A 25925-nucleotide genomic window follows, 5' to 3' on the forward strand; every position below is an offset into this window, starting at 1 on the left:
AAACGGGGATTCTGTCGATGTCGCGGTAACCAGCGAAGAGCCGTGTCTCCACGAATTCGCCCCCAAGTCACCCACTTCGTGTCCTTCGGTGTCGAACGCAGGATGGGAGGGTAGCTCGTTCGTTTGCGGCGGTACCCGTTGAGCCAGCGGAGAGCGGTCCCGTCGGTCAACCCCAGAACACGATCCACCTGCGGGTACGTATGAATCTTGCGCTCCAGAAGCGTGACGACTTCACCCACCGTGGCCCTACCTCCCTTCACCGCCTCCATGATGCCTGGAGAAACACAGAATTGTTCTCCAATAGGGGATTGTGTCCGCTGATCTCACCCCATTGATAAAATTTCTGCCGTGGCGGCCACCACCGCTTCCAACCGCGGTGGTGGCCGAAGGGGAGGCCGGTAGTGCTACCTGTTGCTGCTGGCGGTGACGAAGTTCGCCAGATCCTTCGACTGCTGGATCCGCGACGGCTCGTGCACGTACATCATGTGGCCGGCGGGGTAGTACGCGGACTCGATGTTTTCCCGCAGTTCCTCCGGGATCGCCAGGTGCGCGAGTACGTGTTCGGCCGCGAAGTACGGCGTGGCGCCGTCATAGTGGCCGAGCGCGACATGCAGTTTCAGGTGCGGGTTGGCGCGCATCGCCGAACTCAGCGCTTCGACTGCGGAGACCGAACGGCCTTCGAAGTCCGCGTAGGACCAGGCCTGGTTGACATCGAGTGAAAGCACTTCGTAGGGCAGGTCGTTTTCGTAGTTCAGTTCCGAGCGGACGTAGTGGTTGAATCCGGCCGAGTAGGCGCCGATGATCCGGGAGATCGACGAGTCCTCGCGCATGCGCTCACGTCCGCCATCGGGCTCCCAGGTGGTGAAGCGCCCGTCCATCCGGCCGGTGACCAGCCCGCGGTCGCGCAGCAGTTCGGTGAAGAACCGTACGTGCTCGATGCGCAGGTCTACTTTGTCCACATAGGACTCATCCAGTCCGGTGAGCGAGGCCAGCGTGCGTACGGCTTCGGTGCGCTCTTCCGCGGGAAGCCGGGCACCGCGCTGCAGCGCGTACGGCAGTTCGCGTGACGCGAATTCCTCCGCGTCGGCGAGCACGTCGTCGAGCGGCCGGTCGCCGTGCAGGCCGTGGTAGTGCGCGATCGCGGCGTAGGTCGGCACGAACAACGGGTACGGCACCTCGTTGCCTTCGGTGAACCGGAGGGTTCCCAGGTCGAGTACCGAGGAGATCAGCATCAACCCGTTGAGATAGAGGCCGAACCGGTCCTGCAAGTGCTCCGCGAGCGCGGCGGCGCGAAGCGTGCCGTAGGACTCGCCTGCCAGGAACTTCGGGGACAGCCAGCGCCCGTTGCGCGACGTCCACAGGCGGATGATCTCCGCGACCGATTCGAGGTCCTGGGTGAACCCGTGATAGTCGGCCGGTTTCTCGCCGGACGCGGCCCGCGAGTAGCCGGTGGACACCGGGTCGATGAACACCAGATCGCTGTGCACCAGCAGGGTTTCCGGGTTGTCGGCCAGCCGGTACGGCGGTGGCTCGGGGGCGTCGACATCGCCCGAGACCACCCGGCGCGGGCCGAGGAGGCCCATGTGCAGCCAAATGCTCGCCGCACCCGGTCCGCCGTTGAACGCGAAGGTCACCGGCCGGGAGCCGGGATCGGCGTCGTCGAGGGTGTAGGAGGTCAGGAACACCTCGGCCTTGGCCAGGTGCCCGTCGAACTTGCCGTCGGTGAGAACTTCCTTGCGCAGCACCATGCGCCCGGTCCGGGCGGTGTAGGCCAGCTTGCGGCGTTTGACCGTCAGGGTGTGCTCGGTGGTCACCAGATCGTCCGCCGGCTCGGGCGCGGGAGGCGCCGGAGTCTCCTCCTCGGTGGTTTCGGGCATGGGCCCAACCTAGTCTGGCCGGGTGACGGACGATCCTCTGGCCACGCTTGACGTCGCGCTCTCGCGGTGCCGCCGCTGCCCGCGCCTGGTCGCCTGGCGGGAGGAGGTCGCGAGAACCAAGCGGGCCGCGTACGCGAACGAGACCTACTGGGGACGCCCCGTGCCCGGGTTCGGTCCCTCCGACGCTTCACTCGCGATCATCGGACTGGCTCCGGCCGCGCATGGCGGGAACCGCACCGGCCGCATGTTCACCGGCGACCGTTCCGGCGACGTGTTGTTCCAGGCGCTCTACGACGTCGGGTTGGCGTCGCAACCCACGTCGACGCGGATCGGCGACGGCCTCGCGCTGTACGGGACGAGGATCACCGCACCGGTGCACTGCGCGCCCCCGGCGAACAAGCCGACCCCCGCCGAGCGCGATGCCTGCCGTCCCTGGCTGGCCCGTGAACTCGACCTGCTGCGCCCGACACTGCGCGCCGTCGTGGTACTCGGCGCGTTCGGCTGGCAGGCTTCGCTGCCCGTGCTGGGCGAGATCTGGCCGATCCCGAAGCCGGCGCCCCGCTTCGGGCACGGCACGGAGGTCATCCTGGGCGGCCTGCACCTTTTCGGGTGCTACCACGTGTCGCAGCAGAACGTCTTTCGTTCACTGCTCACGCCTGCCATGGTGCGTGAAGTCCTGTCCAGGGCGAAGGACGCCGCAGGTTTGTAGCAACGGCTGCTGACTTGACTTTGATGTCACAATGACTGCACAATGCAGTCATGACGGTTTTGACCATTCGGGATGTGCCGGAGGATGTCAAAGAGGCTCTGGCGCGGGATGCGCGAGAGCGTGGGCAATCCCTGCAGTCCTTCCTTTTGGGCGTCCTGAAGCGGCAGGCGGCGTTCAGTCGCAATCGGCAACTTCTCTCTGAGATCGAACGCGATCTTGCCGAGGGTGGTGGGGCCGGTGCTGATGCGCCAGACGCCGCTGAACTCCTGGAGCAGGCGCGGCCGGATCTCTTGGAAGGTAACTGGCCCCTTCATGGAACGGGTGGCGCGGCGTGATCGTGGTCGACGCTTCGGTGTTGGCCAACATGCTGCTTTACGGGGATGAACGAGGGCGCCGGGCCAGGGCCGTATTGGGAAGGGACACGGAGTGGGCCGCACCCGAGCATTGGAAGGCTCAGGTCTTCTCGGTTGTTCGTGGCCTTGCCCTCGGCCGCAAGATCAAGGAAGAACAAGGCGCGCGGGCCGTCGACCGTCTTCCGCTCCTCGGTGTTGATCACGTCTCGCTCGACGAACTGTTGCCTCGCATGTGGCGGCTTCGCGCTGCTATCAGCGGTTACGACGCAGCATATGTGGCGCTGGCGGAAGCGCGTGCTATCCCCCTGGTGACGTCGGACGGACGGCTCGCGCGTGCGGCGACGAGTTATTGCAGGGTGGAACTTGTTTCCTGATCTCCTGGCCAAGTGGGCGGCCGGAGCCCCCCTTGGCACTGGCGGACCGTCCCCGGGCATGACGGTAAATCAACGTCTGTCAGCAGCGGACACTCCAGCAGTTCCGCCGCGGCGACGTATGCGGCGTCATAGGCTGTGACGTCGCTTCGCAACTCCCACATCCGAGCCACCAGGCGAGCGGGGTCGACCATGTCGATGGTCAGTTCTTCGAGTGCGGCTACCGCGTCGTCCGGCGTGAAATGGCCGTCCCGAAGCGACAGGTGGCGTTCAGTCGTAATCGCCAACTTCTCAGGAGCGGTCCACCGGTCGTCGTGGGCGAGTTCACGGCGGACCTGAGTCCCGGCCGTGCCGTCGTCTCCTGCCTGAAGCTTCCGCTCGCGGAGTCGATCTTGGGACGTCTGAATCGTTTCGGGCTGCGCGGCGACGCCGGTCACACCTGGTCGGGGTGTCCGAGCGGGCCGCTCAAACGGGTGGGAAGATACCTGTATGGCCGTTGCGAAGTCTGAACCCACCCGGATCCTGATTTTGGGTGGCGGATACGTCGGACTCTACACGGCGCTGGGACTCCAGAAGATGCTCCGCGCCAACGAGGCTTCCGTCACCATCGTCGATCCGCAGCCTCACATGACCTACCAGCCGTTCCTGCCCGAGGCGGCGGCCGGTGCGATCGAGCCTCGGCACGTCGTGGTGCCGTTGCGGCGGGTACTCAAGCGGTGTCACGTGCTGACGGCGCGCGTCAACAAGATCGAGCACGAGCGCAAGGCCATCACGGTCGAGGCGGCCGACGGGCACATCGAGCAGCTCCACTACGACGTGCTCGTGGTGGCGCTCGGCGCGGTCGCTCGGCTGCTGCCGATCCCCGGTCTGGCCGAGCAGGGCATCGCGATCAAGACCATCGGCGAGGCCATCTATCTGCGCAACCACGTTCTCACCAAGCTCGATGAGGCGTCCAGCACGCTCGATCCCGAGCTGCGCAAGCGTTTGCTCACCTTCACCGTGGTCGGCGGCGGGTTCGCCGGTATCGAAGCCCTGGCCGAACTCGAGGACATGACCCGGTTCGCCACCCGGTACTACGAGAACATCGACCCGGACGACATTCGCTGGGTCCTCGTCGAGGCGGCGGGCCGGATTCTGCCCGAGGTCCGCGAGACGCTCGGTGTGTGGACCGTGGAGCAGCTCGAGAAGCGCGGCATCGAGGTCTACCTGTCGACCGCGGCGAAGTCGTTCGAAAACGGGCACGTCGTGCTCTCCGACGGCACCGAGTTCGACAGCGAGACGATCATCTGGACCGCGGGTGTGAAGGCCAACCCCGTGCTGGCCAACTCCGATCTCCCGGTGGACAAGCGGGGCAGGCTGGAAGCGACGGCCGCGCTCCAGGTCGTCGGGCATCCCGATGTGTGGACGGCCGGCGACAACGCCGCGGTGCCCGACCTGTCGCGCACCGAGCAGGACCCGACCGCCACCTGCCCGCCGAACGCGCAGCACGCCGTGCGCCAGGCGCGGTTGCTGGCCAAGAACATCGTCCGCGTGCTCCGTGGCGGCAGGCCGAAGGACTACTTCCACAAGAACCTCGGCGCGGTCGCCGGCCTGGGCCTGCACAAGGGTGTGGCCGACGCGCTGAACCTGAAGATCAAGGGCTTCCCGGCCTGGGTGTTCCACCGCGGCTACCACCTCAAGGCGATGCCGACCTTCAACCGCAAGGTCCGCATCTTCCTCGACTGGATGCTCGGCGGGCTGTTCCGGCGCGAGGTCGTCTCGCTCGGCCAGATCAACAACCCCAAGGAAGAGTTCGCCCGCGCGTCCCGGTCGTGACCGACCGGACCCGCACGGTAGGGCGCGGCGGGGCACCCCAGTAGGCTGGCAGGTGCCCCAGTAGCCCAATCGGCAGAGGCAGTCGACTTAAAATCGATCAAGTGCGGGTTCGAGTCCCGTCTGGGGCACCCACCGCGCGGCTGAGTCGCTCCTCCGGCGACCATCTCGGCTGGGTCGGACGATGGCTGATCAGCGTTGAGGGGTCGCGCGGCTCATCAGCCGGCCGATCGTGTCGGTGGCGGGGCTTGCTCCGCGGTGGTGGTTTCCGGCGGAGTCGCGGCGGGCCAAAGTGCGCGAACGCCGCGCTGTAATGCGGCGAGGTCGACGTCGCCGAGCACGGCGTGGCGCAGGATCGTGCCTTGCAGGGTGGCGAGCAGGACGTCGGCGATCTCCTCGGCCGGGGCCGTGCTGGGGAACAGGCTGTGGTCTTGATATCGGGTAACGAGGGTGGCGAGCACGCCGCGGACGGTACGGAAGATCGGTTCGACTCTGGCTGCCAATGTGGGGGAGCGGATCGCTTCGGCCCAGATCTGGACCAGTAGACGGGCCGAATCCCGTTGGGAGTCAAGCGGTGCGGTGTGACCGAACACGGCGGTGACGGCTTCGTCGAGCGGCGGCAGCACCGGTTCGCCGGATAGCTGCTCGAAGGTGTCGGTGACCTCGGCGAGTGCCTGCTCGCAGATCGCCGCGACCAGGTCGTCTTTCGACGCGAAGTGGTTGTAGACCGCGCCGGGTGACATCTGGGCCGCCTCGACCACCTCCTTCATCGAGGTGGCGTGGAAGCCGTTGCGCAGGAAGCATCCGCGGGCGCCGTCGAGAATCTGTCGGCGCCGCGAGGCCCAACGCTGCGGGGTCAGTCGAGGCATACCCCAGAGTCTAAAACGAACGTTCGCTCGTTGTGTGAGGCTGGTGAGACTGCTATCGTTTACAAAACGAACGAACGCTCGATTTGTGGAGGTTGTCGTGGGTGTCATGCTGGTCAAGCAGCGGGTGGTGGATGTCGATCGGTGGGCGCGTTGGTTCTGGGATCCGAAGCTGGACGCGGCACGGCGGGAGCATGGCCTGGTCGTCACCGGGACGTATCAGGCGGTCGACGAGCCGCACACGGTCGTGGTGGTGATGGACATGGCCAGCGCCGACTCGGCCCGGGTCTACGAGGCCTCGGCAACGCTGGCCGAGGCGCGGGAGCGGTGCGGTGCGGTCGGGTTTCCCGATGGCGTGTGGATCGCGCCGACGGTGATCGAGAACCCGCACCGGAAGCCGGGGGTCCCGGCATCATGAAAGGGAGACTTCGGAGCAGGGACACTCGCTCTTGCGCGAGTGCCGGCCCGGTCGTCTAACGCATATCGAATTCTGCCCAGAATCCTGTGTATAGTTGAGGGTGGACACGGGAGGCGCGCAGTGAGGATCGACACGAACGACCTGATCAGCGTCACGGACGCCAACAGCAAGGGTGTGTCAAAGCTGGTCGCTGAAGCCGGCGAGGGGCGCCAGTTCGTGCTCATCAAGAACAACAAGCCTGCCGCTGTGCTCATCGGCATCGACAAGTTGGAGCGACTTCAGCAACTCGAGGAACGCGAGGAGGGTCTGAAGTTGCTGGCCATGGCGGTGGTGAGGTCGGCGACGGGCACGGGTCGCACAGTCAGTCTCGAAGAGGCCGCTGATCGCTTCGGCATCGATCTTGATGACCTCGACGACGATGCCGGCGAAGGTTGATGCGGCGGAATGGCTCGTGTGCGACTTCTGCCAGAGGTGCTCGACGACCTCGATGATCTCGACGGCGCCGAGCGAAAGCTGGTATTCAAGGCGCTCAAGGAACTGACAACCGAACCCGGGAAGCGTGGAGTCCCCCTTGGTTCAGACCTCACCACCTTCCGGAAGTTGGGGGTGGGCAACCGTCGGTTTCGTATCGTGTTCCGTGTCGAAGCCGACGGCACGGTGGTCGTGGTGTGGGTCATCGCAAGCCGAGTGGACGGTGAATGTTATGAGCTCGCCATGGCCCGCCTTGCCCTCTGCGGGAACAACGAAGTCGCGAGCCGTCTGAAAGAAGCCGTGAAGCACGCGTTCGGGGAAGAACGCCCTAGGGCTGACTCCTGAGTCATACGCTGTCTCCGGCCTTCGTCTCGCTATCGTTGACCGGCGCGCGTTCGGTGGTGATTTCGTCCTTGGTTTTTCGGATTAGCGGCCGCCCCGAGGATTGACTTCGAGTCGTCGGCCGGAGTCGAATCGGCCGCGGACGTTCGGGGTCAGTCCGAAGGCACGTAGACCGGGGTGAACCTGACGGGCAGTTTCGCCAGTCCTCGCATGGCCGACGACGGCAGCCATTCCAGTTCGTCGGCCGGCACCGCGAGGGAGAGGTCGGGGAGCCGGTCGAGGAGGACCTCGATGGCCGTTCGGGTGATCACTTCGGCCAGTTCCGGCGCGGGCCACGGACAGGCGTGTTCCCCATGGCTGAACGACATCTGGGCGCGGTTGCCCATCGCTTCGTCGTCCTGATGGATGACCGGGTCCGCGTTCGCGGAGGCGAAACCGAGAACCAGCATGTCGCCTTCGCGGACCTGTTGCCCGCCGATCCGCGTGTCGCGCGTGGGGAAGCGTCCGATGATGTTCTGCATGGGCGCGTCGAGCCACAGCACCTCGTTGAGGGCCTCGCCGACGCTCGCCCGGCCACCGATCACGGTGGTGGCGAACCGGTCGTCGACGAGCATCAGCCGGATCGTGTTGCCGATCCAGGCCGCGGTCGGCTGGAGTGCCACGTCGATGGTGGCGACCAGGTCGAGCGCGATCTCTTCGTCGGTGAGTTCCGCCGGATGGTCGAGCAGGCGGGAAGGGAAATCCGGGCCTGCCATCCGGTGTTTCGATTCGAGCAGCCGTCGCATCGTGGCCGCCACCCGCTCGTGCGCTTCGGTGGCGTCGGTGTAGGTGTTCAGCGAGTCCAGAATGTCGCTCTCCAGGCTCGACGTCTCCGGCTCGGACAATCCGTAGATGTCGATGAGGGCCAGCAGAGGCAACCGCGTCGCGAACTGCTTGATCAGATCTGCCTCGCCGCTGCCCGCGAAGGTGTCGATCAACTCGTCGGCGAAACGCTCGCATTGCGACCGCAGTGCGAACTGATCGACATCGGCCAGTGCGTCGCTGATCGCGCCTGCCCGCCGACGGTGTTCGTCCCCTTCCTTGTACAGGACGGCGTTGGTGGGGGCGATGAACCTTCTCCCCGGCCAGTCCTCCGGCACGGTGTCCCACCCGTTCCAGCGGCCGGTGTCCTTGGCGAAGAGTTTCGCGTCACTGCAGACCTGGTGGAGTTCGCGGTAACCGCCGATGAACCACGCGGGAATCTCGCCGTTGAGCAGAATCGGCGCGACCGGACCGTGCTCGCGCCGGATCCTTTCGTACACGGCGGCCGGATCCTTGTCGTATTCGTCCCCGTACAGCCGTATCGCGTTCAGGTGCGAGGGCGCGAGATCGGTCATGACGCGTTCTCCTGGGCGGACTGGAGGTGGTTGAGGAGCGCGATCAGAACCTGCTTCGACGATCCCCGTGCCCGTGCGTCACAGTCGACGAGCGGGATACCGTCGGACAACGCGAGTGCCTCACGCAGGGCGCCGAGTCCGTGCCGGATGCCGGGAAAGTTGTTGCGTGCCACGACGAACGGTGTGCCGTGGTGTTCGAGACGGTCGATCGCGTACCACGAGTCGGCCACTCGCCGGGTGTCCACGAGCACGACCGCGCCCAGGGCGCCGCGGAACAACTGGTCCCACATGAACCAGAACCGTTCCTGGCCGGGCGCGCCGAACAGATAGAGCACCAGATCGGGGCTCAGGGTGATCCGTCCGAAGTCGAAGGCGACGGTGGTGGTGGCCTTGCCCGCGACCGGGCCGGTGTAGTCGATACCGATCCCGGCCCGCGTCATCGTTTCCTCTGTGGACAGTGGCGGGATTTCACTGACCGAGGACACCATCGTGGTCTTGCCGACTCCGAGTCCACCGACGATCACGATCTTCACCGCGTCCACCGCCGTGCCCGGCAACGCGGGGCGGGGACGCTCAGAGATTGTGGAGACCAACGAGTACCTTCTTCAAGAACGCGGGATCGGGGCTGGTGCGAGCGCGGCCGGACGACGGATGCCGGGCGGTGACCTTCCCGGCCCGGATCAGGTCGGACACCAGGATCCGCACCACGCTGACCGGGAGCCGCAGCTCGGCCGAGATCTCCACGACCGACGTGGGGGCGCGGCAGATCCGCAGGATCTCGGCATACTCCGACTGGGCACCGGGATCGGCCGCGCCCCTGGTCACAATCAGCGTGACCAGGTCGAGGTGCCCGTCCTCGGCGTGGCTGCGACCACCCGTGACCGTGTAGAGGCGGTCTGGATCTTCGTCGTCGAGCGCCCGCCCGCTCATGGTCGTCTCCCCCGGGGTGTCATGTCAGCTGGGGATTGCGCGGGGGCGCGGTCAGGAACTCGCCGATCTGCTCGACCAACTCGTCCATCCGGTGGCCCACGAGACCGGCGTCGGCGTCGTCTCTGGCCAGTACCGCGAGGTGCGCGCCTTCACCGGCTTCGACGATGAACAGCAACCCGCCGTGGAACTCGGTCATCGACTGCCTGATGCCACCGCTGCCGTCGCCGAATTCCATCGAAGCGCTGTGGGAAAGCGCTTGCACACCTGCCGCGATGGCCGCGAGCTGGTCGGCCTTGTCGATACCGAGCCCCCTGCTGTGGCAGAGTTTCAAACCGTCTCTGGACAACACGAGCGCGTGCTCGGCACCTGGTGTATGGGCCACCAGGTTCTCCAGTAGCCATTCGAGAGCGGGATTGCCGGTTCTCATCAGGTTTCCTCCCCCTTCTCGGTTTCCTTCGCCGGCGTGGGCCGGGTCGCCTGCCGGAAGGCACCGAAGCGCGCGCCGGCGTCGGTCCGGGGCCGGGGCTGCTGCTTGGGCTTCCCGGCGTTCGCGGCCTGCGTCGCCGCCAGGGTCTCACCCTTTCGGCGTTTCGGCAGCTTTTCCCCGTCGAGGACGGCCGTCGCGGTCACTTCCGGTTGAGCCGCGCCGGCCTTCGCGGCGGCGACCGGCAGCGCTATGGCCGGCTGGGTCGCGGCCGCCGGGGGCTCGTCGCGGCTCTGCGTGATGAGCTGACCGGGAATGCGCAGGACGGCTCCGATCCCACCTCGGGAGGACGGCCGGAAGAAGACCTCCAGCCGGTGCTTACGGGCCAGGCTGCCCACCACGGCCAGGCCGAGCCGGGTGCCGGAGAGCTTGGTCAGGTCCAGTGGCTCGGACGAGGACACCGCCACCCGCGCCCGCTCGAGCGCCCGCGGCTTCATGCCGAGCCCCGCGTCTTCGATGGTGATCACGATGCCGGAGTGGACCTCTTCGACGTAGACGTGCACCTCTTCGGACGGCGCGGAGAACTTGGTCGCGTTGTCCATCAGTTCGGCGAGCGCGTGCATGATGTCTTCGGCGGCGTAACCCGCGATCGCCGCGGTGCTGGTCGAATGCACGCGCACACGCTGGTACGCACCGATCCGTCCCATGGCGCCGCGGAGGATGCTCTGCATCACGATCGGTTTGGTCCAGCGCCGGCCGGAGCGCGCGCCGGCGAGCACGGCGATGCTGTCGGCGAGCCTGCCGACCTGGGCGGTGTTGTGGTCGAGTTTGAGCAGGTCGCCCAGCGTCTCCTCGGAATGCCGGTCCTCCATCTCGCGGAGATCGGCGAGCATGCTGGTCGCCATCGCCTGCACCCGTCCGGCGGCGTTCGCGCAGGCCGCCATGGCCGCGGCCCGCTGCCGCTCCCCGATGCCGATCTCGAACGCCAGCATCTGCAGGATCCCGCGATGGATCTCGCTGGTGGGCTGGGGCGTTTCCGCGAGAGTGACCTCGGCCGGCTTGCCCGAACGGAGTTTCCGCACCGCCGTTGGCAGGGTGTCGGTGGCGAGCCGGACGAGTTCCGCGTGCGTGGTCTCGGACCAGCGCTTCAGATGACGTTCCTTCTGCCGGTAGTAGCACGCGAAGGCGATGGCGGCGGCCAGCAGCGCGATGGCGATGCCGCACATCGCGGGAAGAATGGCGGGAATGGCGAAGACCGCGAGGGACCACAACCCCCCGGCGACGACCACCACGGCGAGCGCGAGGAACAGCGCGCTGTTGCTCGCCGGCTGCGCCCCCGGAGGGTGAGCGGGTACTCGTGCTGACATTGGTCAAGTCCTCACGTTCAGTTGCCGCATGAAGATACTCGATACCGACTGCTTTGGTTAAGCAGAACACAGCCGTTCGGCAGACATATGTGATAGGCCGTTCATCCGCGTGACAGACATCGCGGATCCGCGACCCGTGGGCGTTCGCCGACAACGCTGCCAGAAGCCGTTGATCTTTGTTCAGGCGCCCCGTTTCCGGTTCGCGCGCTCGTGCGGGCTCTCCCTGACGTTGAGGCCACACGCCCTGTGTCCTTCGTTACCAATCCGACGGCAGCCACGGCGGAAACGGATGGCTACGAGCAGGTCGGCTGCGGTGGAGTCGTCCGCCTTCTTTCGGTCGGATCGGTAACGCCCTTGCCGCCGGCCTCGACTCCGGTCCAGGATGGCCGCGCGGGGAGGAGCCATGGCGAAGAAAATCGTGATCTGCTGTGACGGCACCTGGAACACGCCGGACCAGAAGGCGCCGACGAACGTGGTACGGATCTTCGACGCCGTCCGGCCCACCGGCCCCGACGGCGTCGAGCAGCGGAAGTTCTACCACCAGGGCGTCGGCACCCACGGCTGGGACCGCTTTCTTGGCGGGGTGTTCGGGTTCGGGCTTTCCCGGAACGTGCGCGACGCCTACCGGGACCTCGTTCAGAATTTCAAGCCCGGCGACGACATCTACCTGCTGGGGTTCAGCCGCGGCGCTTATACCGCGCGCAGCACGGCCGGTTTCGTCCGAAATTGCGGCATCCTGCGGCCGCAGTACGTGGACAAGATCGACGAGGCCTACACGCTCTATCGCGACCGCCGCGATCACACCCGTCCCGAGGAGGCCGAGGCCACCAGCTTCCGCAAGGCCTATTCACACGAGGCCAGAATCCGGTTCATCGGAGTCTGGGACACCGTGGGCGCGCTCGGCATCCCGCTCAGCGGACTGCGGCTGATCAATCTGATCAACCGTCGCTGGCAGTTCCACGACACCGAACTGAGCAGGTTCATCGACGCGGCCTTCCAGGCACTGGCGATCGACGAGCGGCGCCGTCCGTTCCGGCCCGCGATCTGGACGAAGCATCCGCGCGCGGAAGACCAACAGGTCGAGCAGGTGTGGTTCACCGGCGTCCACTCCGATGTCGGCGGCGGCTACCCGGAACGGCACCTCGCCGACATCGCGATGAAGTGGATGGTGGACCGGGCGCGGTCCTGCGGTCTCGCCATCGACGCCGAAGCGGTCGCCCCGGACCCGTTCGGGCAGCTGCACGATTCGCTCACCTTCTTCTATCGCCTGCTCAGCCCGTACACGCGGCATCTCGACAACGGCGACCCGCTTCAGGTCCTCGCGTCCACCGCCTACCAGCGACACGAACAGTCGCCGGACTACTCGCCGGAGAACCTGGTCCGGTACTTACGGCAGAATGGCCCGGTCACGAAGGTCTGACCTGCGCATACTGGAACAGTGACCGAAGAGTCCGCGAACCACTGGATCCTGCACGTCGACCTCGACCAGTTCATCGCCGCGGTCGAACTGGCCCGGCATCCGGAACTGCGGGGCCGCCCGGTGGTGGTCGGCGGGGCCGGCGATCCGACGCAGCGCGCGGTCGTCGCCACCGCCTCGTACGAGGCCAGGGAGTTCGGCGTCCAGTCCGGGATGCCGCTGCGGACGGCGGCCAAACGCTGCCCGGACGCGGTCTTCCTGCCCTCGGACCCGCCCGCCTACGAGGAGGTCTCCGAGCGGGTCATGGCGACCTTGCGGACGTTGCCCGTCGTCGTCGAAGTGCTCGGCTGGGACGAGGCGTTCCTCGGCGCGCACACCGCCGATCCGGAGGCCCTGGCAGGGCGGATCCGCGACGCGGTGACCGAGGAGACGGGTTTGTCTTCGTCGGTGGGCATCGGTGACAACAAACTCCGTGCCAAGATCGCGACCGGTTTCGCGAAGCCCGCCGGCGTCTACCGGCTGACGAAGCGGAACTGGGCCGAGGTGATGAATTCGCGGCCGCCGGACGCGTTGTGGGGCATCGGCCGCAAGACGGTCCGGAAGCTGGCCGATCTCGGCGTGACCTCGGTGGGGGAACTGGCCGCGGCCGATCCCGCGGGACTGGCCGCTCGGTTCGGTCCGACGATGGGGCCGTGGTACCGGCTCCTCGCGCTCGGCGTCGGCGACACCGAAGTCACCGCCACCCCTTATGTACCGAAGTCGCGGAGCCGTGAGACCACCTTCCAGCACAATCTGACCGATCCGGTGGAGATCGCCGAACAGGTCGCCGCGTTGGCGCGCCGGGTCACGGAGGACGTGATCGCGGAAGGACGCCCGGCGGCACGAGTCGCGGTGAAGGTGCGGTTCGCGCCGTTCGTGACCCATACCCGAAGCTTGTCGTTGCCGGAACCGACCTACGACGCCGCGACGATCGAGCGAGCCGCGCTGGAAGTGCTGTCCTGGTTCACCGACGACCGTCCGGTACGCCTGCTCGGTGTGCGCGCCGAGTTTTCTCCCGAGAGCCCGGCGCGCCAGTAGTGTGTACTGGTACGTGTCTCAAAGTCCGCGTTGCTGACCGAGGTGAGCGGGTGCGCGCGGGCGCCGAAGGCTTCGGATTTTCGGAGGCGGGCCGCCTGCATGCACAAAACTGCGGTGGCTTGAGAGCCACGGCCCGTCTACGCAAATCCGATCGCGCGCCTTGAACACAGCCCGACGGAAGGGGCCATCGTGGTGGCGACGGCGGTGGAAATCGCGAGCGCGGTACGGGCCGGGACGCTGGATCCGGTCCGGGTGACCGAACGGGCGCTGGCCGGGATCGAGGCGGGCGACCGCGTTGTCAACGCCTTCCGCGTCGTACGCACGGAAGAGGCGCTCGAAGAGGCCGGGGCGGTCGCGGAGCGGGCGGATTTGGCCGAGTTGCCGTTGGCCGGGGTTCCGGTGGCGGTCAAGGATGTCGTGGAGGTCAAGGGCGAGTACGCCGCCTGGGGATCGGTCGCCTACCCCCCGACTTCCGCCACCGAGGACCACGAACTGGTGCGACGCCTGCGGGCCGCGGGCGCGGTGATCGTCGGGCTCACGCGGGTGCCGGAACTGTGCGTGTGGCCGATGAGCGACGTGCCCGGCGCGATCACCCGCAATCCCTGGCAGCCCGCCTACACCGCGGGCGGTTCGTCGGGCGGCAGCGCGGCCGCGGTCGCCGCCGGGTTCGTGCCCGTCGCGCACGGCACCGACGGGCTGGGCTCGGTCCGGCTGCCGTCGGCGATGTGCGGGATCGTCGGCATCAAACCGGGCGCCGACATCCTTTCCGAGGGACTGTTTGCAAATCGGCAGTGGCCCGGTGAAAATGATCGGCCGAACGCGCCATCCGAAGGTAGCCTATCTCGGGGGCAGGGCTCCGATCAGCCAAAACGAGAGTCAGGCACGGGGGAGAGCCCTGGCCACGAGATCGGCTCGGCGCGTTCATCAACAGACACAGAGGAGGGCTGGTTCGGCCTTTCCGCGCACGGCAGCCACGCCACGACGGTTTCCGATGCCGCCCTGATGCTGTCGGTCCTGGCCGGACGGCCCGACTTCGCCGAGATCGGCGAGCCCGGCGAGTTGCGTGTCGCGGTCTCCACGGTCACTCCGCTCACGCACTTTCCGGTGCCGAAGCCCCTGCGTTCCGCCGTCGACCGGGTCGCCGGGCTGCTCGCCGAGGACGGTCACCGGGTCGAACGCGCGACCCCGAGGTATTCGCTCGAAGCCGCACTGGGACTGGTGGGCCGGTGGTTCGCGGGGCCTGCCGAGCAGGCCGCCACGCTGGACGCGAACCTGCTCCAGCCCCGGACCCGGACCCTGACGCGGATCGGTCGCGCCATGCAGGCGGCCGGGCTGATCCAGCCGGGCACCCGGCGGCGCTGGCTTGCCAGGACCGAGGAGTTCTTCACCAGGTACGACGTTCTCCTGACGCCGACGCTGGGGGCCTTGCCACCGAAGGCGGAACGATGGCACGAACGATCGTTTCTGGCCAACATGCTTCCCTCCGGCCGCGTCGCGCCGTTCACCGGGCTGTGGAACCTCGCGGGCTATCCGGCGATGTCCGTACCGGCCGCGCGCCACCCGTCGGGACTGCCGATCGGCGTGCAGTTGGTCGCCCCGGCCGGCGGTGAATCCCGGCTCCTCGCGCTCGCCGCGCGACTCGAACGCCTCAACCCCTGGCCGCGTACCCCGTGATCAGGATCGCTTCGCGGAGTCCGAGGTGGACTTCTCGGCGTCCTTGGGCGCGACGATGGGCGCGGCCGGCAGGGTAGGCGCGGACGCCGCGGCGGAATCCGCGGCACTGTCCGGCCCGGATTTCCGCTCCGCGGACTGCTCGGCCGGGGCCGGCGACGAGGGCGGAATCGCGGGTTTGGTCTTGTCCAACGGTTTCGCGGGCATGGCCTGTTTGGTCGGCGTGTTCGCCTTCGCGGGCATGGCCTGCTTCGTCGGCGCGGGCGAAGCCCCGGGTCCCGCGGAAGTGTTGCGGGCGGCCGGTTTCGCCGGGGTCATGGGAACTCCCGGTTGCGCGGGAGTCGCGCGAGTTCCCGGTTGTGCGGGAGTCGCGCGAGTCGCCGGTTTCGCCGGGGTGGCGCGAGTCGCCTGCTTTGCCGGAACGGCGGGAATCGCCGGCCTGGCCGCGGCCGGCTTGACGGGAACCGTCTTGGCCGGTCCGGCGGCCGGTTGCGCGGTGGAAGGAATTTGCGGCGAGGAGGAAAGTTCCACGGCGGACTCGGCCGGCAGCGGGTCCAGCGCGGCCTGGTTGCGGGCCAGCACCTCGTCCGCCTTGCGCAGCCTCGCGTAGGCCTGCCCGCTGAGCGAGTTCAGCACCTCCACGCGCCGGTTGGCGTCGTTCTCACGGCGTTCCGCGGCGGCCGTCGCATCCGCGAGCATCTTCCGCGCCTTGGTCCTGGCCTCGTCGAGCAGCCGGGTTGCCTCCGCCGTCGCCTCCGCGATCCGGCGTTCGGCCTGGCTCTTGCTCGCCGTCTTCTGGTCGGCGATGTGCTTTTCCAGTGCGGCCTTTTCCGCGGCCAGCGTCTGCTCGAACTCGTGCTCCATGGTGCGCCGCTTGCGTTCGGCCTCGATGTCGAGCTGAGTGCGCCGCCGTGCCGCCTCGGTCGTCAGCTTCAGCACTTCGGCCTTGGTCGCCTTGAGCGCGTTGTCCTGTTCGGTCCGCAGCGCTCCGGCGTGCGACTCCAGTTCGTTGAGCAGCTTGCGGTACCGCTCGCGCAGCTTCGCCGACAGCTCGGTCGTGGCGGTCCAGTGTTCTTCGGCGGCGACGCGGGCACGTTCGGTGACCTCTTCGGCGCGGGCGTTGGCCAGTTCGACTGTTCGCATCATGCGCTCGTCGAGGTCCTCGAGCCGCTCCGGCGGGCGCTTGAGTTCCTCGACCCTGGTGCGCAGCCGCAGGATTTCGGCGTTGGCGCTCTCCAGTTCCCGGGCCAGCTTGGCCGCTCTCGCGGCGGTTCCGTCGCGATCGGCCATGATGCGACGGAGATTCGTTTCGACGTGATCGAGATATTGCAGCACCTGACCACGGTCGAAACCGTGCCATGCCTGGTTGTAGTCACGCTTCAGCGGAAGCAGGGCTCTCTCCATTGCCGCGTCTCGCTCGGGAACCATGCCGAAAACGGTACCCGCGTACCCGGCGTCATGGGTGTCAGGCTCTCCGACCCGGCAGTTCCGGCGCTACCAGTGGAAGCCGCGGGTCAGTTTGACCAGACTGGTCGCGGCCTTCGACAGGTAGCGATCTCCCTTGCCCAGCTTGACTTCTCCCGAGCCTCCTGCCGCGGTGGAGTCCGGGAAGATCCGGTAGGCCTCGTAGGCCAGCATGTCGACCAGACCGGGCAGGAAGGTGTATGCCGCCTGGATCAGGTAACCCTCCGGCGTCCCGATGTGCTTCGGCCGCTCCTTGAGCGCGCGGACGACCATGGCGGCGGCTTCGTTCGGTGACCGGGTGGGGAAGGCGTCATAGATCTTCGTCGGCCGGATCATCGGCGTCCTGACCAGCGGCATGTGGACGGTGGTGAAGGTGATTCCGTCGCCGTGCGTCTCCGTCGCCGCGATCTTGCTGAAGTAGTCCAGCGCCGCTTTCGACGCGACGTAGGCGGAAAACCGCGGTGCGATGCCTTGCACGCCGATCGACGAAACGTTCACGATGTGCCCGTACTTGCGTTCGATCATGTGCGGCAGCACGGCGAGAATCAGCCGGACGGAGCCGAAGTAGTTGATCGCCATCGCGCGTTCGTAGTCGTGGAACCGGTCGAAGGACAGCTTGATCGAGCGCCGGATCGAGCGGCCCGCGTTGTTGACCAGCATGTCGATCCGGCCGTGCTCGGAGAGGATCTGCTTGACCGTCTTGGCGACCGCCTCTTCGTCGGTCAGATCCGTCGGATACACCGACGCCGAGCCTCCGGCGGCGATGATCTCGTCGCGCAGCTCTTCGAGTTCGGGCTGCCGCCGGGCGATCAACAGCGGGACACCGCCCTCGGCGGCCACCTTGATCGCGGTCGCCCGCCCGATCCCGGACGAAGCCCCGGTGATGATCACGCGACGTCCGTCGAGTTCACCGCGCGGTCCGGGCACGCGCGCGCGAAACGGGTCGAGGTGCTCACGCCAGTATCGCCACAACACGGCGGCGTAGTCCTCGATCCTCGGCACGTCGATCCCGCTGCTCGCGAGGACCTTCCGGGTCGCGGCCGAGGCGAACACCGAAGGGAAGCCGATGTTTTCCAGCAGCACCGGCGGAATCCCGAGACGCTCCAAAAAGGAATTACGGACGAGCGTGACCCCGGGGAGGTTTTCGGAGAGCTTGACCAGCCTGAGGATTCCCTTGGACAGGCGCTGGTCGAGTTCGACGTTGATGGTGGGTGCGCCGGCGGCCTTGGCGAAGGCGTTGTAGACGGAGACCACCGGCTGCGGTTCCGGGCTCACCAGGTGGAACGCGCAGCCGTCCAGTCCGGGTTTGCCGACCAGTTCGGCCAGTGCCTTGGCCACGTAGTCGACCGGCACGATGTTCGTGGCGCCCAGGTCCGGTCCGGCCAGGGGAACATTGGGCAGGGCCTTGAGTTTGTCGATCGCGGGGAAGAGGTAGTACGGGCCGTCGATCTTGTCCATCTCACCGGTCTGGGAGTGCCCGACCACGATGGCGGGCCGGTACACCCGCCACGGCACCTCGTGCTGCTCGCGGACCAGGCGCTCGGCCTCGAACTTGGTGCGGTGGTAGGCCGTGGGCAGTCGCTGGCCGGCATCGAACATGTCCTCGGTGAACACGCCTTCGTGATCCCCGGCCACCGCGACCGAGGACACGTGGTGCAGACAACTCGCCCGCAGATCCGCGGCCAGCTCGATCACCTTGCGCGTACCGTCCACATTGGACAGGAAACTGGTCTCGTCGTCCGCGGTGATGTCGTAGAGCGCGGCCAGGTGCACGACGTGGTCGATCTTGCCCCGCAACTCGTCGCGGACCTCGTCGCGGACACCGAGCCGGTCGGCGGAGAGATCACCGCGTACCAGCGTGACCCGGCCGGGATTCGGCCAGCCGCTGACCAGGTTGGCGAGTTTGTCCTGGGACGAGGCGCGGACCAGGAGATACACCCGCTCCGCGTCGTCGCGCTGGAGCAGGAGCTGGGTGAACTGGCGCCCGATGAATCCGGTCGCGCCCGTGACGAGGTAGCCGGCCATGTCCACATTGTGCTGCAGTGACCCGGCCGGGACCACCGCGCGGCCGCTTTCTCCGTGAGATCGCGCGCGGGAAAAGGCGAAGCGTTGTCACCTCGACGGCCGCGGTCGAGGTGAGGGTCAGGCGGGGTCGGCGATCACCACCCGGTTCTGGGCGTAACCCTGGGCCCCGCCGACCCACTCGCCACCGCAGGTGACCAGGACGAGCCGGTGCTGCCCGGTCTGTGCGAAGAGGTCCGGCGCGCGCTGCGGCAGCTCGTCCTTGCCGAGACTGAACAGCTGGGAGATCCGATACGACGACGGCTTGCCCGTCCCGTCCACGACGATCACCTCCTGCCCGATCCGCTCGGTCCACAACTCGGCGAACGGGCCGGGGCGGCCGCCCCAGTTGACGTGACCGGCGAACACGCTGGCACCGCGCGCCGCCTCGAGGTCCGCGCCCCACCAGGCGGCCTGGTCGAGGCGATCCGGTATCGGCAGTACGCCGTCCACGACGTACTGCCGGATCAGGAAGGCGGTGCCGCCGCCGGGCAACCGGACGGTGCCCGGCGCTTGCGCGGGAGGCGGAGCCGGCGCGCCCGGGTCCGGCCCCGGGAGCCCGGCGGCCGCCTCCGGTGACGGCGCGATGTGTGCGTTTCCGGTGGCCGTGCTCGTGGGCGGCCACAGCGCCACCCCGGCGACGAGCCCTTCGATCAGCAGCACACTCGCCAGACCCAGGAGATACGCCCGGATCAGCCTCCGCCTCCCGCGCCGCGAATACATCGCTATCCCTTCGTCCTGCGGCGGGCGACGAAGCCGACCAGTGCCGAGCCCGCCAGGGCCAGTCCGCCGGTGACGGCGAAGCCGGTCGCGGAGCCGCTCGTCGTGGTCCCCGCGCGCAGGACCACCGACGGCGGCGCGCCCGCCGGGATCACCGTCGGCACCTGGTTGGCCTCGTGGGCCGGGTGGTGCCCGGGCCCGTTGCCGCCCGGCCCGTTGCCGCCCGGCCCGTTCTCTCCTGGCCCGTTCTCTCCTGGCCCGTGCTGTCCCGGCTTGTTCTTCCCCTTCGCGGCCTTCTCGACCCTGAGGTGTTTCTCGCCGCCGGTGGACACCACCCGCTGGGTGTCCACGCTCACGGGAAAGCGCACGTAGGGCTTGTCCGCGGGCGCGGACAACCCGGCCACCAGCCGCGGGTCCGGGCCCGCGGGGGTCGCGCGGATCTTCGCCCTCCCGTCGTCGCCGGTGGTGACCGTGGTCTTGGCGGAACCGTCGGGCAGCTTCGCGTCGGCGAGTTCGACCGTCACCGGGACCTTCGCCACGCCCTTGCCCTTGGCGTTGCGGACGGTGATGGTCCAGTCCCCGGCGTCGCCTACCTTGTCCTCCCGGGGGGCGTCGACCGCGGCCGTCCACGGCCCCCGGTTGGCCTCGGCGTCGGCGGTGAGTTCACGCACGTCCTCCCGCGCCTCGGCCGGCAGCTTGGCGAGGTGATACGGCGCGTCGTAGCCGATGTGGCGGAAGTCGTTGGCCGGGTTCAGGTCGTCATGGCCGGCCCGGGGCGCCGCTGTCCACGAGTGGAGCAGGTGGGCGAGCGCGGCGGCCTGGTCGGGGTCCTTCGTGTCGCCGTAGCGCAGCAGGAGATAGGAGATGTTCGCGGCGGTGGCCGCGGGCAGCGGGTCACCCCACTTGGTCCTGAGCTCGTCGCCGGGCTGGTACTTCTCGCCGGTGTCGGGCGCCTTGAGTTCGAACGCGACGCAGAACACCGGCTTGCCGCCGACCAGGTATGAACCAAGCCAGTCGCCGGGCTGGCTCTTGCCCCCGAAGGGCTGGCCGGGCGTGACCGGACGGCCGGTGTCCTCCTGGTACTCGGCGTTCGCCGGGGGCGCGAGGGCACCCAGGGCGAACGCGCCCAGCGCGAACGCCGCCAGCACGCTGAAAACGCGCGGCAGCGTGGCTCTGTGCGACCTGAGGTTTGATCGCGGGTACACGGGCATGGCGAAGACCCCTCGATAGGTTGGAGTGACCGGATGGACACCCTCTGTGAAGAGTCGTCTCATGGGGCGTCACCGGCAATCGCCCGAATTAAGTATCTTCGTCCGCATTGGTAAAGTCGGCTTTACTTCCGGAGGGAACCGGCCGGCGTCCGATGCCGTTAGACCTCATGCAGGTGCCAAAGGATCCAGGAGGATCAGGTGCGTTCCACGAGTAACCCGGCGTTCCGCAAGCTGCCGGTCGGCAGCGCGGGCCAGTACGGACCGAATGTAGGTTTCAACCAACCGCTCGGGGGCGGGCCCGCTTACGGTGGGCCTCAAGCGCCGTCGGGGGCCGCCGACCGGCCGATGACCGTCGACGACGTCGTCATCAAGACGGGTCTCTCCCTGGCCACCGCGCTGGTCACCGGTGTCCTGTCGGGCATCTGGGCGATCGGCCAGGCGGAGTCCCGCGCGCTGGGCGCCGTCGTCGGCTTGATGTTCGCGGCGATGCTGGTCGGCTTCGTGCTCTCGATGGTGATCATCTTCCGCCGCAAGCCGAGCGGTGTCATGACACTGCTGTACTCGGCGGTCGAAGGCGTTTTCCTCGGCGCCATCAGTGGTCTGTTCGAGATGATCTACCCCGGCATCGTGCTGAAGGCGATCATCGGCACCGCGGGTGTGTTCGCCGCGATGCTGGTGGTCTACAAGACCGGCGCGGTCAAGGTGACCCCCCGGCTGACGAAGTGGATCATCGGCGCGACCGGTGGCGTGATCGTCATGATCTTCGTCGATCTCCTGCTCGGCCTGTTCAACGTGGACCTCGGTCTGCGCAGCGGCGGGCCGCTGGCGATCCTGTTCAGCCTGGTGGTGATCGGGGTCGCGGCGTTCAACTTCCTGCTGGACTTCGACATGGCCGACCGGATGATCCGCGAAGGCATGCCCTCCAGGTGGGCGTGGTTCGCCGCGTTCGGCCTGATGGTCACGCTGGTCTGGCTGTACCTGGAGATCCTGCGGCTGCTGTCGTATCTCCAGAACGATTAGCCGGGCACGACAGAAGGCCTCCGGAGCGGCGTCCGCCCGGAGGCCTTTTTCGTGGTCCGGACCACGCGAGGGGAGCTTTCACGCGATGGGGGTGATACTCCGGGCACCGCACTGACTACTTTCGGTCAGAGGTGGCGCGGTGAAGTTCATCTGTTGGCGCGTTCTGGCTGTGCGGGACGACCACTCGGTGTTGGATGCGGACATCCTGATCCGCTTTTCACCACTGTGAGGTTCGTGTGAGCCTTCCCCCGCAGCAAGGGCCGCCCTACGGGCCCCCGCCGGGTGGCCAGCCTCCTTCGCCAGTGCCCTACGGTCCGCCCCCGTACGGACAACCCGGGGCATTCGGACCGCCGGGGCAGGCGTTCGGCCCGCCGGGTCAGCTGTTCGTCTCGCCGCCAGGAAGCCCGGTCAAGCCGCGTAAGAACCGCGTCGCGGTGAGGATCGTGTTCACGATCGTCCTCGCCGCGGTGGTCGTCGCCAGCGGCATCTTCTGGGCCACCAGTTCGCCCGGCAACGCGGCTGTCGGCGACTGTCTCAACGTCAAGGAGTTCAAGCGCGGCAACGAACCCGACCGGGTCGGCTGCGCCGACCCCTCGGCGAACGTCAAGGTCGCGGTCAAACTCGACGACGGCGCGGCCAGGTGTCCCGACGGCGACTACGACGAATACTCCGTCAGTGGTTCGTACAAGCTGTGCCTGATCCCCAATGACAGGGAAGGGGACTGCCTGGCGAACTTCAGCAGCACCACCACCCAGGGCTACCTGCACGTCGACTGTGCCGACGGCAAGGCCGAGGTGAAGGTGGTCAAGGTGGCACAAGGCGTCGCCGACGAGTCGGGCTGCGAAGGCACCGACGCCACGTCGTACCGGAGCTACTCCCAGCCCAAGAGCACCTACTGCTACCTGGAGCTCAGCCAGACCTCGATCTGAAACGGAGGAAGGTGGCTTTGCTCGGCCGGAGGCGGCAACGGTGGGCGACTACCTGCGTCGGCTGCCCACCGGAGGCCGCTGCACGCGGCCGGACACGCTTTTCGTCCGGCCGCCGATCGAGCACGGATGATCCGTAGTAAAGCCACCTTCCTCCCCAACGCGGCGGTCAGCTGAGGCGTTCGATGACCATGGCCATGCCCTGTCCGCCACCGACGCACATGGTCTCCAGCCCGAACTGCTTGTCGTGGTGCTGGAGGGAGTTGATCAGCGTGGTGGTGATGCGGGCGCCGGTCATGCCGTACGGGTGCCCGACCGCGATCGCGCCGCCGTTGACGTTCAACCGGTCGAGCTCGATGCCGAGGTCGCGGTAGGACGGGATGACCTGCGCCGCGAACGCCTCGTTGATCTCCACCAGGTCGATGTCCGAAATGGACATACCGGCGCGGGCGAGCGCCCGTTGCGAGGCTTCGACCGGCCCGTAGCCCATGATCTCCGGGGACAGGCCGGACACCGCCGTGGACACGATCCTGGCCAGCGGGGTCACCCCCAGTTCGGCCGCCTTGGTGTCGGACATGACGACCAGTGCCGCGGCCCCGTCGTTGAGCGGGCAGCAGTTGCCCGCGGTGATCCGGCCGTCCGGCCGGAAGACCGGCTTGAGCTGGGACACCTTCTCCACCGTGACCCCGGGACGGGGGCCGTCGTCCTTGGTCACCACGGTGCCGTCGGGCAGCGTGACCGGGGTGATCTCCTTCGCCCAGAACCCGTCCGCGATCGCCTTTTCCGCCAGGTTCTGCGAACGTACGCCGAACTCGTCCATCTCCTCACGGGAGACGTTCTTCAGCCGGGCCAGGTTTTCCGCGGTCTGGCCCATCGCGATGTAGACGTCGGGTACCTCGCCCTCGGTGCGCGGGTCGGTCCAGCTGTCCGCGCCCTCGGCGGCGACCCGTGCGGTACGCGCCTCGGCATCGGCGAACAACGGGTTGTGCGTGTCGGGCCAGGTGTCGGAGCTGCCGTTGCCGAACCGCGAGACCGTCTCGACACCGGCGGAGATGAACACATCGCCCTCGCCGGCCTTGATGGCGTGCAGTGCCATCCGCGTGGTCTGGAGGCTGGACGAGCAGTAGCGGGTGATCGTGCAGCCCGGCAGGTGGTCGTAGCCGAGCCCGACCGCGACCACCCGGCCCATGTTGAATCCGGCCTCACCACCGGGAAGCCCACAGCCGAGCATCAGGTCGTCGATGTCGGTGGGGTCGAGCTGGGGGACCTTGTCCAGCGCGGCCCTCACCATCTGGACCGCCAGGTCGTCGGGGCGCATGCTGACCAGTGACCCCTTGTTGGCCCGGCCGATCGGGGAGCGGGTGGCGGCGACAATGACGGCTTCGGGCATGGCGGACGCTCCTTCGAGTCGGTAAGCGCGTGCTTAGTGGGAGTCTAGTTCTCCCTTGCCTCATCCGGAGTGTGCTGCGGCACACCGCGTAAAGAAACCCCACCCGTCTCCCACCACCACCCTCAACGGACGCGCGTCGCGCGACAGTAGTCTCAACGGCGTGGAATATGCCGAGCATGTCGTCGACCTCGTGGGCAACACCCCGCTGGTCAAGCTCAATTCGCTGACCGAGGGGCTACAGCCCCTGGTGCTGGCGAAGGTCGAGTACCTCAACCCCGGTGGCAGCGTGAAGGACCGGATCGCGCTGCGCATGGTGGAGGCCGCCGAAGCATCCGGAGAACTGCGCCCCGGCGGCACCATCGTCGAGCCGACCTCGGGTAACACCGGTGTCGGCCTGGCCATGGTCGCCCAGCGCAAGGGCTACCACTGCGTCTTCGTCTGCCCGGACAAGGTCAGTGAGGACAAACAGAACGTCCTCAAGGCCTACGGCGCCCGCGTCGTGGTCTGTCCGACCGCGGTGCCGCCGGACCATCCTGACTCCTATTACTCGGTCTCCGACCGGCTGGTCGGGGAGATCGAAAACGCCTGGAAGCCCAACCAGTACGCCAACCCGGAGAACCCGGCCAGCCACTACCACTCGACCGGGCCCGAGATCTGGCAGCAGACCGGCGGGCGGATCACTCACTTCGTCGCCGGCGTGGGTACTGGCGGCACGATCTCGGGAACCGGGAAGTACCTCAAGGAGGTCTCCCAGGGGCGCGTCAAGGTCATCGGGGCCGACCCCGAAGGCTCGGTGTATTCGGGCGGCTCCGGGCGTCCCTATCTGGTCGAAGGCGTCGGCGAGGACTTCTGGCCGGGAACCTACGACACCGCGATCGCCGACGAAATCATCGCGGTCTCCGACGCCGAGTCGTTCGCGGTCACCCGGAAGCTCGCGCTCGAAGAGGCACTGCTGGTCGGTGGGTCCTGTGGGATGGCGGCCGCGGCGGCCCTGCGGCTGGCGAAGCGGCTCGGCCCGGACGACGTGGTCGTCGTGCTGCTGCCGGACGGTGGCCGGGGCTACCTCGGCAAGGTGTTCAACGACCAGTGGATGTCCGCCTACGGCTTCCTGTCGCCCGATTCGTCGGGAGCGACGGTGGGCGAGGTACTCAGGGTCAAGACCGGCTCGCTGCCCGACCTGGTGCACACGCATCCCAATGAGACGGTGGCCGAAGCCATCTCGATCCTGTCGGAGTTCGGGGTGAGCCAGATGCCGGTGGTCAGCGCGGAGCCGCCGGTGATGGCGGCCGAGGTGGTGGGCGCGGTCAACGAGCGTGATCTGATGGACGCCCTGTTCACCGGCAAGGCCGCGCTCGCCGACCGGCTGGAGCGGCACATGTCCGATCCGCTGCCCACCATCGGCGCGAGCGAGCCGGTGGGCGCGGCACTCAAAGCCCTTTCCGGCGCCGATGGGGCGCTGGTACTGGTTGACGGGAAACCGGCAGGCGTGGTAACGCGGCACGATCTTCTGAGTTTCCTGGCCGGGCGCAAGAGCTGAAAAGGGGCCACTACATCGCCCGATATGCCCAGGCCGTTACCAGCAAGGGCGTACGGTATCCGATAGCGTGTTCCGCCAGAGAAGACCTGTCTCCGCAGTTTCGTCAAGGGGGTTC

Annotated in this window: 26 protein-coding genes and 1 tRNA gene; 14 read left to right on the forward strand and 13 right to left on the reverse strand. The window is 67.6% G+C overall.

Annotation, left to right across the window (positions count from 1 at the left end; genetic code table 11):
- Positions 1-404: 404 nt before the first annotated feature.
- A complete protein-coding gene (locus ACFSXZ_RS22605; protein ID WP_378267140.1) occupies positions 405-1877 on the reverse strand; it encodes a S10 family peptidase in 1473 nt (490 codons plus the stop codon).
- A gap of 22 nt (positions 1878-1899) precedes the next feature.
- On the opposite strand from ACFSXZ_RS22605, the gene ACFSXZ_RS22610 reads away from it, so the two are divergent.
- Genes ACFSXZ_RS22610 through ACFSXZ_RS22620 form a run of 3 tightly spaced genes read left to right on the forward strand, consistent with a single transcriptional unit; the run spans position 1900 to position 3313 of the window.
- Positions 1900-2586 carry a uracil-DNA glycosylase gene (locus ACFSXZ_RS22610; protein ID WP_378267141.1) on the forward strand — a complete coding sequence of 229 codons (687 nt, stop codon included), beginning with the start codon at positions 1900-1902 and terminating at the stop codon, positions 2584-2586.
- A gap of 50 nt (positions 2587-2636) precedes the next feature.
- On the forward strand, positions 2637-2921 hold the full coding sequence (locus ACFSXZ_RS22615) for a FitA-like ribbon-helix-helix domain-containing protein (protein WP_378267142.1): 285 nt from the start codon (positions 2637-2639) through the stop codon (positions 2919-2921).
- The gene (locus tag ACFSXZ_RS22620) at positions 2918-3313 is read left to right on the forward strand and encodes a type II toxin-antitoxin system VapC family toxin (protein WP_378267143.1); all 396 of its coding nucleotides are present in this window, start codon (positions 2918-2920) and stop codon (positions 3311-3313) included. The genes ACFSXZ_RS22615 and ACFSXZ_RS22620 overlap by 4 nt, the downstream gene beginning before the upstream one ends.
- On the opposite strand, the gene ACFSXZ_RS22625 is transcribed toward ACFSXZ_RS22620, so the two are convergent.
- Positions 3286-3747: a hypothetical protein gene (locus ACFSXZ_RS22625; RefSeq protein ID WP_378267144.1), complete on the reverse strand. Its 462-nt coding sequence runs from the start codon at positions 3745-3747 to the stop codon at positions 3286-3288. The genes ACFSXZ_RS22620 and ACFSXZ_RS22625 overlap by 28 nt on opposite strands.
- Positions 3748-3799: 52 nt before the next feature.
- Between ACFSXZ_RS22625 and ACFSXZ_RS22630 the strand changes: the two genes are divergently transcribed.
- Together ACFSXZ_RS22630 and ACFSXZ_RS22635 are read left to right on the forward strand one after the other, a co-directional pair.
- Positions 3800-5125, forward strand: coding sequence for an NAD(P)/FAD-dependent oxidoreductase (locus ACFSXZ_RS22630; RefSeq protein ID WP_378267145.1), 1326 nt, complete (start codon positions 3800-3802; stop codon positions 5123-5125).
- 54 nt (positions 5126-5179) lie between these two features.
- Positions 5180-5253: transfer RNA gene (locus tag ACFSXZ_RS22635), tRNA-Leu, on the forward strand.
- Between the two features lie 87 nt (positions 5254-5340).
- On the opposite strand, the gene ACFSXZ_RS22640 is transcribed toward ACFSXZ_RS22635, so the two are convergent.
- Positions 5341-5991 carry a TetR/AcrR family transcriptional regulator gene (locus ACFSXZ_RS22640; protein WP_378267146.1) on the reverse strand — a complete coding sequence of 217 codons (651 nt, stop codon included), beginning with the start codon at positions 5989-5991 and terminating at the stop codon, positions 5341-5343.
- Between the two features lie 97 nt (positions 5992-6088).
- Here ACFSXZ_RS22640 and ACFSXZ_RS22645 point away from each other — a divergent pair, with 97 nt between their 5' ends.
- The 3 genes from ACFSXZ_RS22645 to ACFSXZ_RS22655 all read left to right on the forward strand — a co-directional run bounded on the left by ACFSXZ_RS22645 (position 6089) and on the right by ACFSXZ_RS22655 (position 7222).
- Complete coding sequence (locus ACFSXZ_RS22645) at positions 6089-6406, forward strand: hypothetical protein (RefSeq protein WP_378267147.1); 318 nt, start codon at positions 6089-6091, stop codon at positions 6404-6406.
- 120 nt (positions 6407-6526) lie between these two features.
- Positions 6527-6841, forward strand: a complete 315-nt coding sequence (locus tag ACFSXZ_RS22650) for a type II toxin-antitoxin system Phd/YefM family antitoxin (protein WP_378267148.1) — start codon at positions 6527-6529, stop codon at positions 6839-6841.
- A gap of 36 nt (positions 6842-6877) precedes the next feature.
- Entirely contained in the window at positions 6878-7222 is a 345-nt protein-coding gene (locus tag ACFSXZ_RS22655) for a type II toxin-antitoxin system RelE family toxin (RefSeq protein WP_378267149.1), read from the forward strand.
- A 149-nt stretch (positions 7223-7371) separates the two neighbouring features.
- Here ACFSXZ_RS22655 and ACFSXZ_RS22660 read toward each other — a convergent pair whose 3' ends face one another.
- The 5 genes from ACFSXZ_RS22660 to ACFSXZ_RS22680 are packed head-to-tail and all read right to left on the reverse strand — an operon-like array spanning position 7372 to position 11316.
- On the reverse strand, positions 7372-8595 hold the full coding sequence (locus ACFSXZ_RS22660; RefSeq protein ID WP_378267150.1) for a cytochrome P450: 1224 nt from the start codon (positions 8593-8595) through the stop codon (positions 7372-7374).
- A complete protein-coding gene (locus ACFSXZ_RS22665) occupies positions 8592-9188 on the reverse strand; it encodes a GTP-binding protein (protein WP_378267151.1) in 597 nt (198 codons plus the stop codon). The genes ACFSXZ_RS22660 and ACFSXZ_RS22665 overlap by 4 nt, the downstream gene beginning before the upstream one ends.
- Positions 9169-9525: a DUF742 domain-containing protein gene (locus tag ACFSXZ_RS22670; protein ID WP_378267152.1), complete on the reverse strand. Its 357-nt coding sequence runs from the start codon at positions 9523-9525 to the stop codon at positions 9169-9171. Before ACFSXZ_RS22670 ends, ACFSXZ_RS22665 begins: the two co-directional genes overlap by 20 nt.
- Positions 9526-9544: 19 nt before the next feature.
- Positions 9545-9952, reverse strand: a complete 408-nt coding sequence (locus tag ACFSXZ_RS22675) for a roadblock/LC7 domain-containing protein (protein WP_378267153.1) — start codon at positions 9950-9952, stop codon at positions 9545-9547.
- Positions 9952-11316 (reverse strand): ATP-binding protein, encoded by a 1365-nt coding sequence (locus ACFSXZ_RS22680; protein ID WP_378267154.1) that lies wholly within the window; start codon positions 11314-11316, stop codon positions 9952-9954. Before ACFSXZ_RS22680 ends, ACFSXZ_RS22675 begins: the two co-directional genes overlap by 1 nt.
- Before the next feature lie 403 nt (positions 11317-11719).
- Here ACFSXZ_RS22680 and ACFSXZ_RS22685 point away from each other — a divergent pair, with 403 nt between their 5' ends.
- The 3 genes from ACFSXZ_RS22685 to ACFSXZ_RS22695 all read left to right on the forward strand — a co-directional run bounded on the left by ACFSXZ_RS22685 (position 11720) and on the right by ACFSXZ_RS22695 (position 15484).
- The gene (locus tag ACFSXZ_RS22685) at positions 11720-12736 is read left to right on the forward strand and encodes a DUF2235 domain-containing protein (RefSeq protein ID WP_378267155.1); all 1017 of its coding nucleotides are present in this window, start codon (positions 11720-11722) and stop codon (positions 12734-12736) included.
- Between the two features lie 18 nt (positions 12737-12754).
- A complete protein-coding gene (locus ACFSXZ_RS22690; RefSeq protein WP_378267156.1) occupies positions 12755-13810 on the forward strand; it encodes a DNA polymerase IV in 1056 nt (351 codons plus the stop codon).
- A 189-nt stretch (positions 13811-13999) separates the two neighbouring features.
- Positions 14000-15484, forward strand: a complete 1485-nt coding sequence (locus ACFSXZ_RS22695) for an amidase (RefSeq protein WP_378267157.1) — start codon at positions 14000-14002, stop codon at positions 15482-15484.
- Here ACFSXZ_RS22695 and ACFSXZ_RS22700 read toward each other — a convergent pair whose 3' ends face one another.
- The 4 genes from ACFSXZ_RS22700 to ACFSXZ_RS22715 all read right to left on the reverse strand — a co-directional run bounded on the left by ACFSXZ_RS22700 (position 15485) and on the right by ACFSXZ_RS22715 (position 20874).
- Positions 15485-16909 (reverse strand): cell division protein DivIVA, encoded by a 1425-nt coding sequence (locus ACFSXZ_RS22700; protein ID WP_378267158.1) that lies wholly within the window; start codon positions 16907-16909, stop codon positions 15485-15487.
- 66 nt (positions 16910-16975) lie between these two features.
- Positions 16976-18970 carry an SDR family oxidoreductase gene (locus tag ACFSXZ_RS22705; protein WP_378267159.1) on the reverse strand — a complete coding sequence of 665 codons (1995 nt, stop codon included), beginning with the start codon at positions 18968-18970 and terminating at the stop codon, positions 16976-16978.
- A gap of 117 nt (positions 18971-19087) precedes the next feature.
- Positions 19088-19729 (reverse strand): class F sortase, encoded by a 642-nt coding sequence (locus ACFSXZ_RS22710; RefSeq protein WP_378267160.1) that lies wholly within the window; start codon positions 19727-19729, stop codon positions 19088-19090.
- A 2-nt stretch (positions 19730-19731) separates the two neighbouring features.
- On the reverse strand, positions 19732-20874 hold the full coding sequence (locus tag ACFSXZ_RS22715) for a hypothetical protein (protein ID WP_378267161.1): 1143 nt from the start codon (positions 20872-20874) through the stop codon (positions 19732-19734).
- 261 nt (positions 20875-21135) lie between these two features.
- Here ACFSXZ_RS22715 and ACFSXZ_RS22720 point away from each other — a divergent pair, with 261 nt between their 5' ends.
- Both ACFSXZ_RS22720 and ACFSXZ_RS22725 read left to right on the forward strand, forming a co-directional pair.
- On the forward strand, positions 21136-21957 hold the full coding sequence (locus ACFSXZ_RS22720) for a Bax inhibitor-1/YccA family protein (RefSeq protein ID WP_378267162.1): 822 nt from the start codon (positions 21136-21138) through the stop codon (positions 21955-21957).
- Positions 21958-22400: 443 nt separating this feature from the next.
- On the forward strand, positions 22401-22886 hold the full coding sequence (locus ACFSXZ_RS22725) for an LppU/SCO3897 family protein (RefSeq protein ID WP_378267163.1): 486 nt from the start codon (positions 22401-22403) through the stop codon (positions 22884-22886).
- A 166-nt stretch (positions 22887-23052) separates the two neighbouring features.
- Here the strand turns inward: ACFSXZ_RS22725 and ACFSXZ_RS22730 are convergent, their stop codons facing one another.
- On the reverse strand, positions 23053-24273 hold the full coding sequence (locus ACFSXZ_RS22730; protein ID WP_378267164.1) for an acetyl-CoA C-acetyltransferase: 1221 nt from the start codon (positions 24271-24273) through the stop codon (positions 23053-23055).
- A 160-nt stretch (positions 24274-24433) separates the two neighbouring features.
- Here ACFSXZ_RS22730 and ACFSXZ_RS22735 point away from each other — a divergent pair, with 160 nt between their 5' ends.
- Positions 24434-25810 carry a cystathionine beta-synthase gene (locus ACFSXZ_RS22735; protein ID WP_378267165.1) on the forward strand — a complete coding sequence of 459 codons (1377 nt, stop codon included), beginning with the start codon at positions 24434-24436 and terminating at the stop codon, positions 25808-25810.
- Positions 25811-25925 lie beyond the last annotated feature (115 nt).

It is taken from the genome of Amycolatopsis pigmentata (assembly GCF_042684065.1).
GTDB classification, from domain to species: domain Bacteria; phylum Actinomycetota; class Actinomycetes; order Mycobacteriales; family Pseudonocardiaceae; genus Amycolatopsis_E; species Amycolatopsis_E pigmentata.

Excerpts from the sequence above, each read along its gene's own strand:
- ACFSXZ_RS22630 (WP_378267145.1), top strand. The coding sequence starts at position 3,800 with ATGGCCGTTGCGAAGTCTGAACCCACCCGGATCCTGATTTTGGGTGGC.
- ACFSXZ_RS22660 (WP_378267150.1), bottom strand. The coding sequence starts at position 8,595 with ATGACCGATCTCGCGCCCTCGCACCTGAACGCGATACGGCTGTACGGG.
- ACFSXZ_RS22710 (WP_378267160.1), bottom strand. The coding sequence starts at position 19,729 with ATGTATTCGCGGCGCGGGAGGCGGAGGCTGATCCGGGCGTATCTCCTG.
- ACFSXZ_RS22680 (WP_378267154.1), bottom strand. The coding sequence starts at position 11,316 with ATGTCAGCACGAGTACCCGCTCACCCTCCGGGGGCGCAGCCGGCGAGC.
- ACFSXZ_RS22705 (WP_378267159.1), bottom strand. The coding sequence starts at position 18,970 with ATGGCCGGCTACCTCGTCACGGGCGCGACCGGATTCATCGGGCGCCAG.
- ACFSXZ_RS22685 (WP_378267155.1), top strand. The coding sequence starts at position 11,720 with ATGGCGAAGAAAATCGTGATCTGCTGTGACGGCACCTGGAACACGCCG.
- ACFSXZ_RS22700 (WP_378267158.1), bottom strand. The coding sequence starts at position 16,909 with ATGGTTCCCGAGCGAGACGCGGCAATGGAGAGAGCCCTGCTTCCGCTG.
- ACFSXZ_RS22640 (WP_378267146.1), bottom strand. The coding sequence starts at position 5,991 with ATGCCTCGACTGACCCCGCAGCGTTGGGCCTCGCGGCGCCGACAGATT.
- ACFSXZ_RS22605 (WP_378267140.1), bottom strand. The coding sequence starts at position 1,877 with ATGCCCGAAACCACCGAGGAGGAGACTCCGGCGCCTCCCGCGCCCGAG.
- ACFSXZ_RS22670 (WP_378267152.1), bottom strand. The coding sequence starts at position 9,525 with ATGAGCGGGCGGGCGCTCGACGACGAAGATCCAGACCGCCTCTACACG.
- ACFSXZ_RS22730 (WP_378267164.1), bottom strand. The coding sequence starts at position 24,273 with ATGCCCGAAGCCGTCATTGTCGCCGCCACCCGCTCCCCGATCGGCCGG.
- ACFSXZ_RS22615 (WP_378267142.1), top strand. The coding sequence starts at position 2,637 with ATGACGGTTTTGACCATTCGGGATGTGCCGGAGGATGTCAAAGAGGCT.
- ACFSXZ_RS22675 (WP_378267153.1), bottom strand. The coding sequence starts at position 9,952 with ATGAGAACCGGCAATCCCGCTCTCGAATGGCTACTGGAGAACCTGGTG.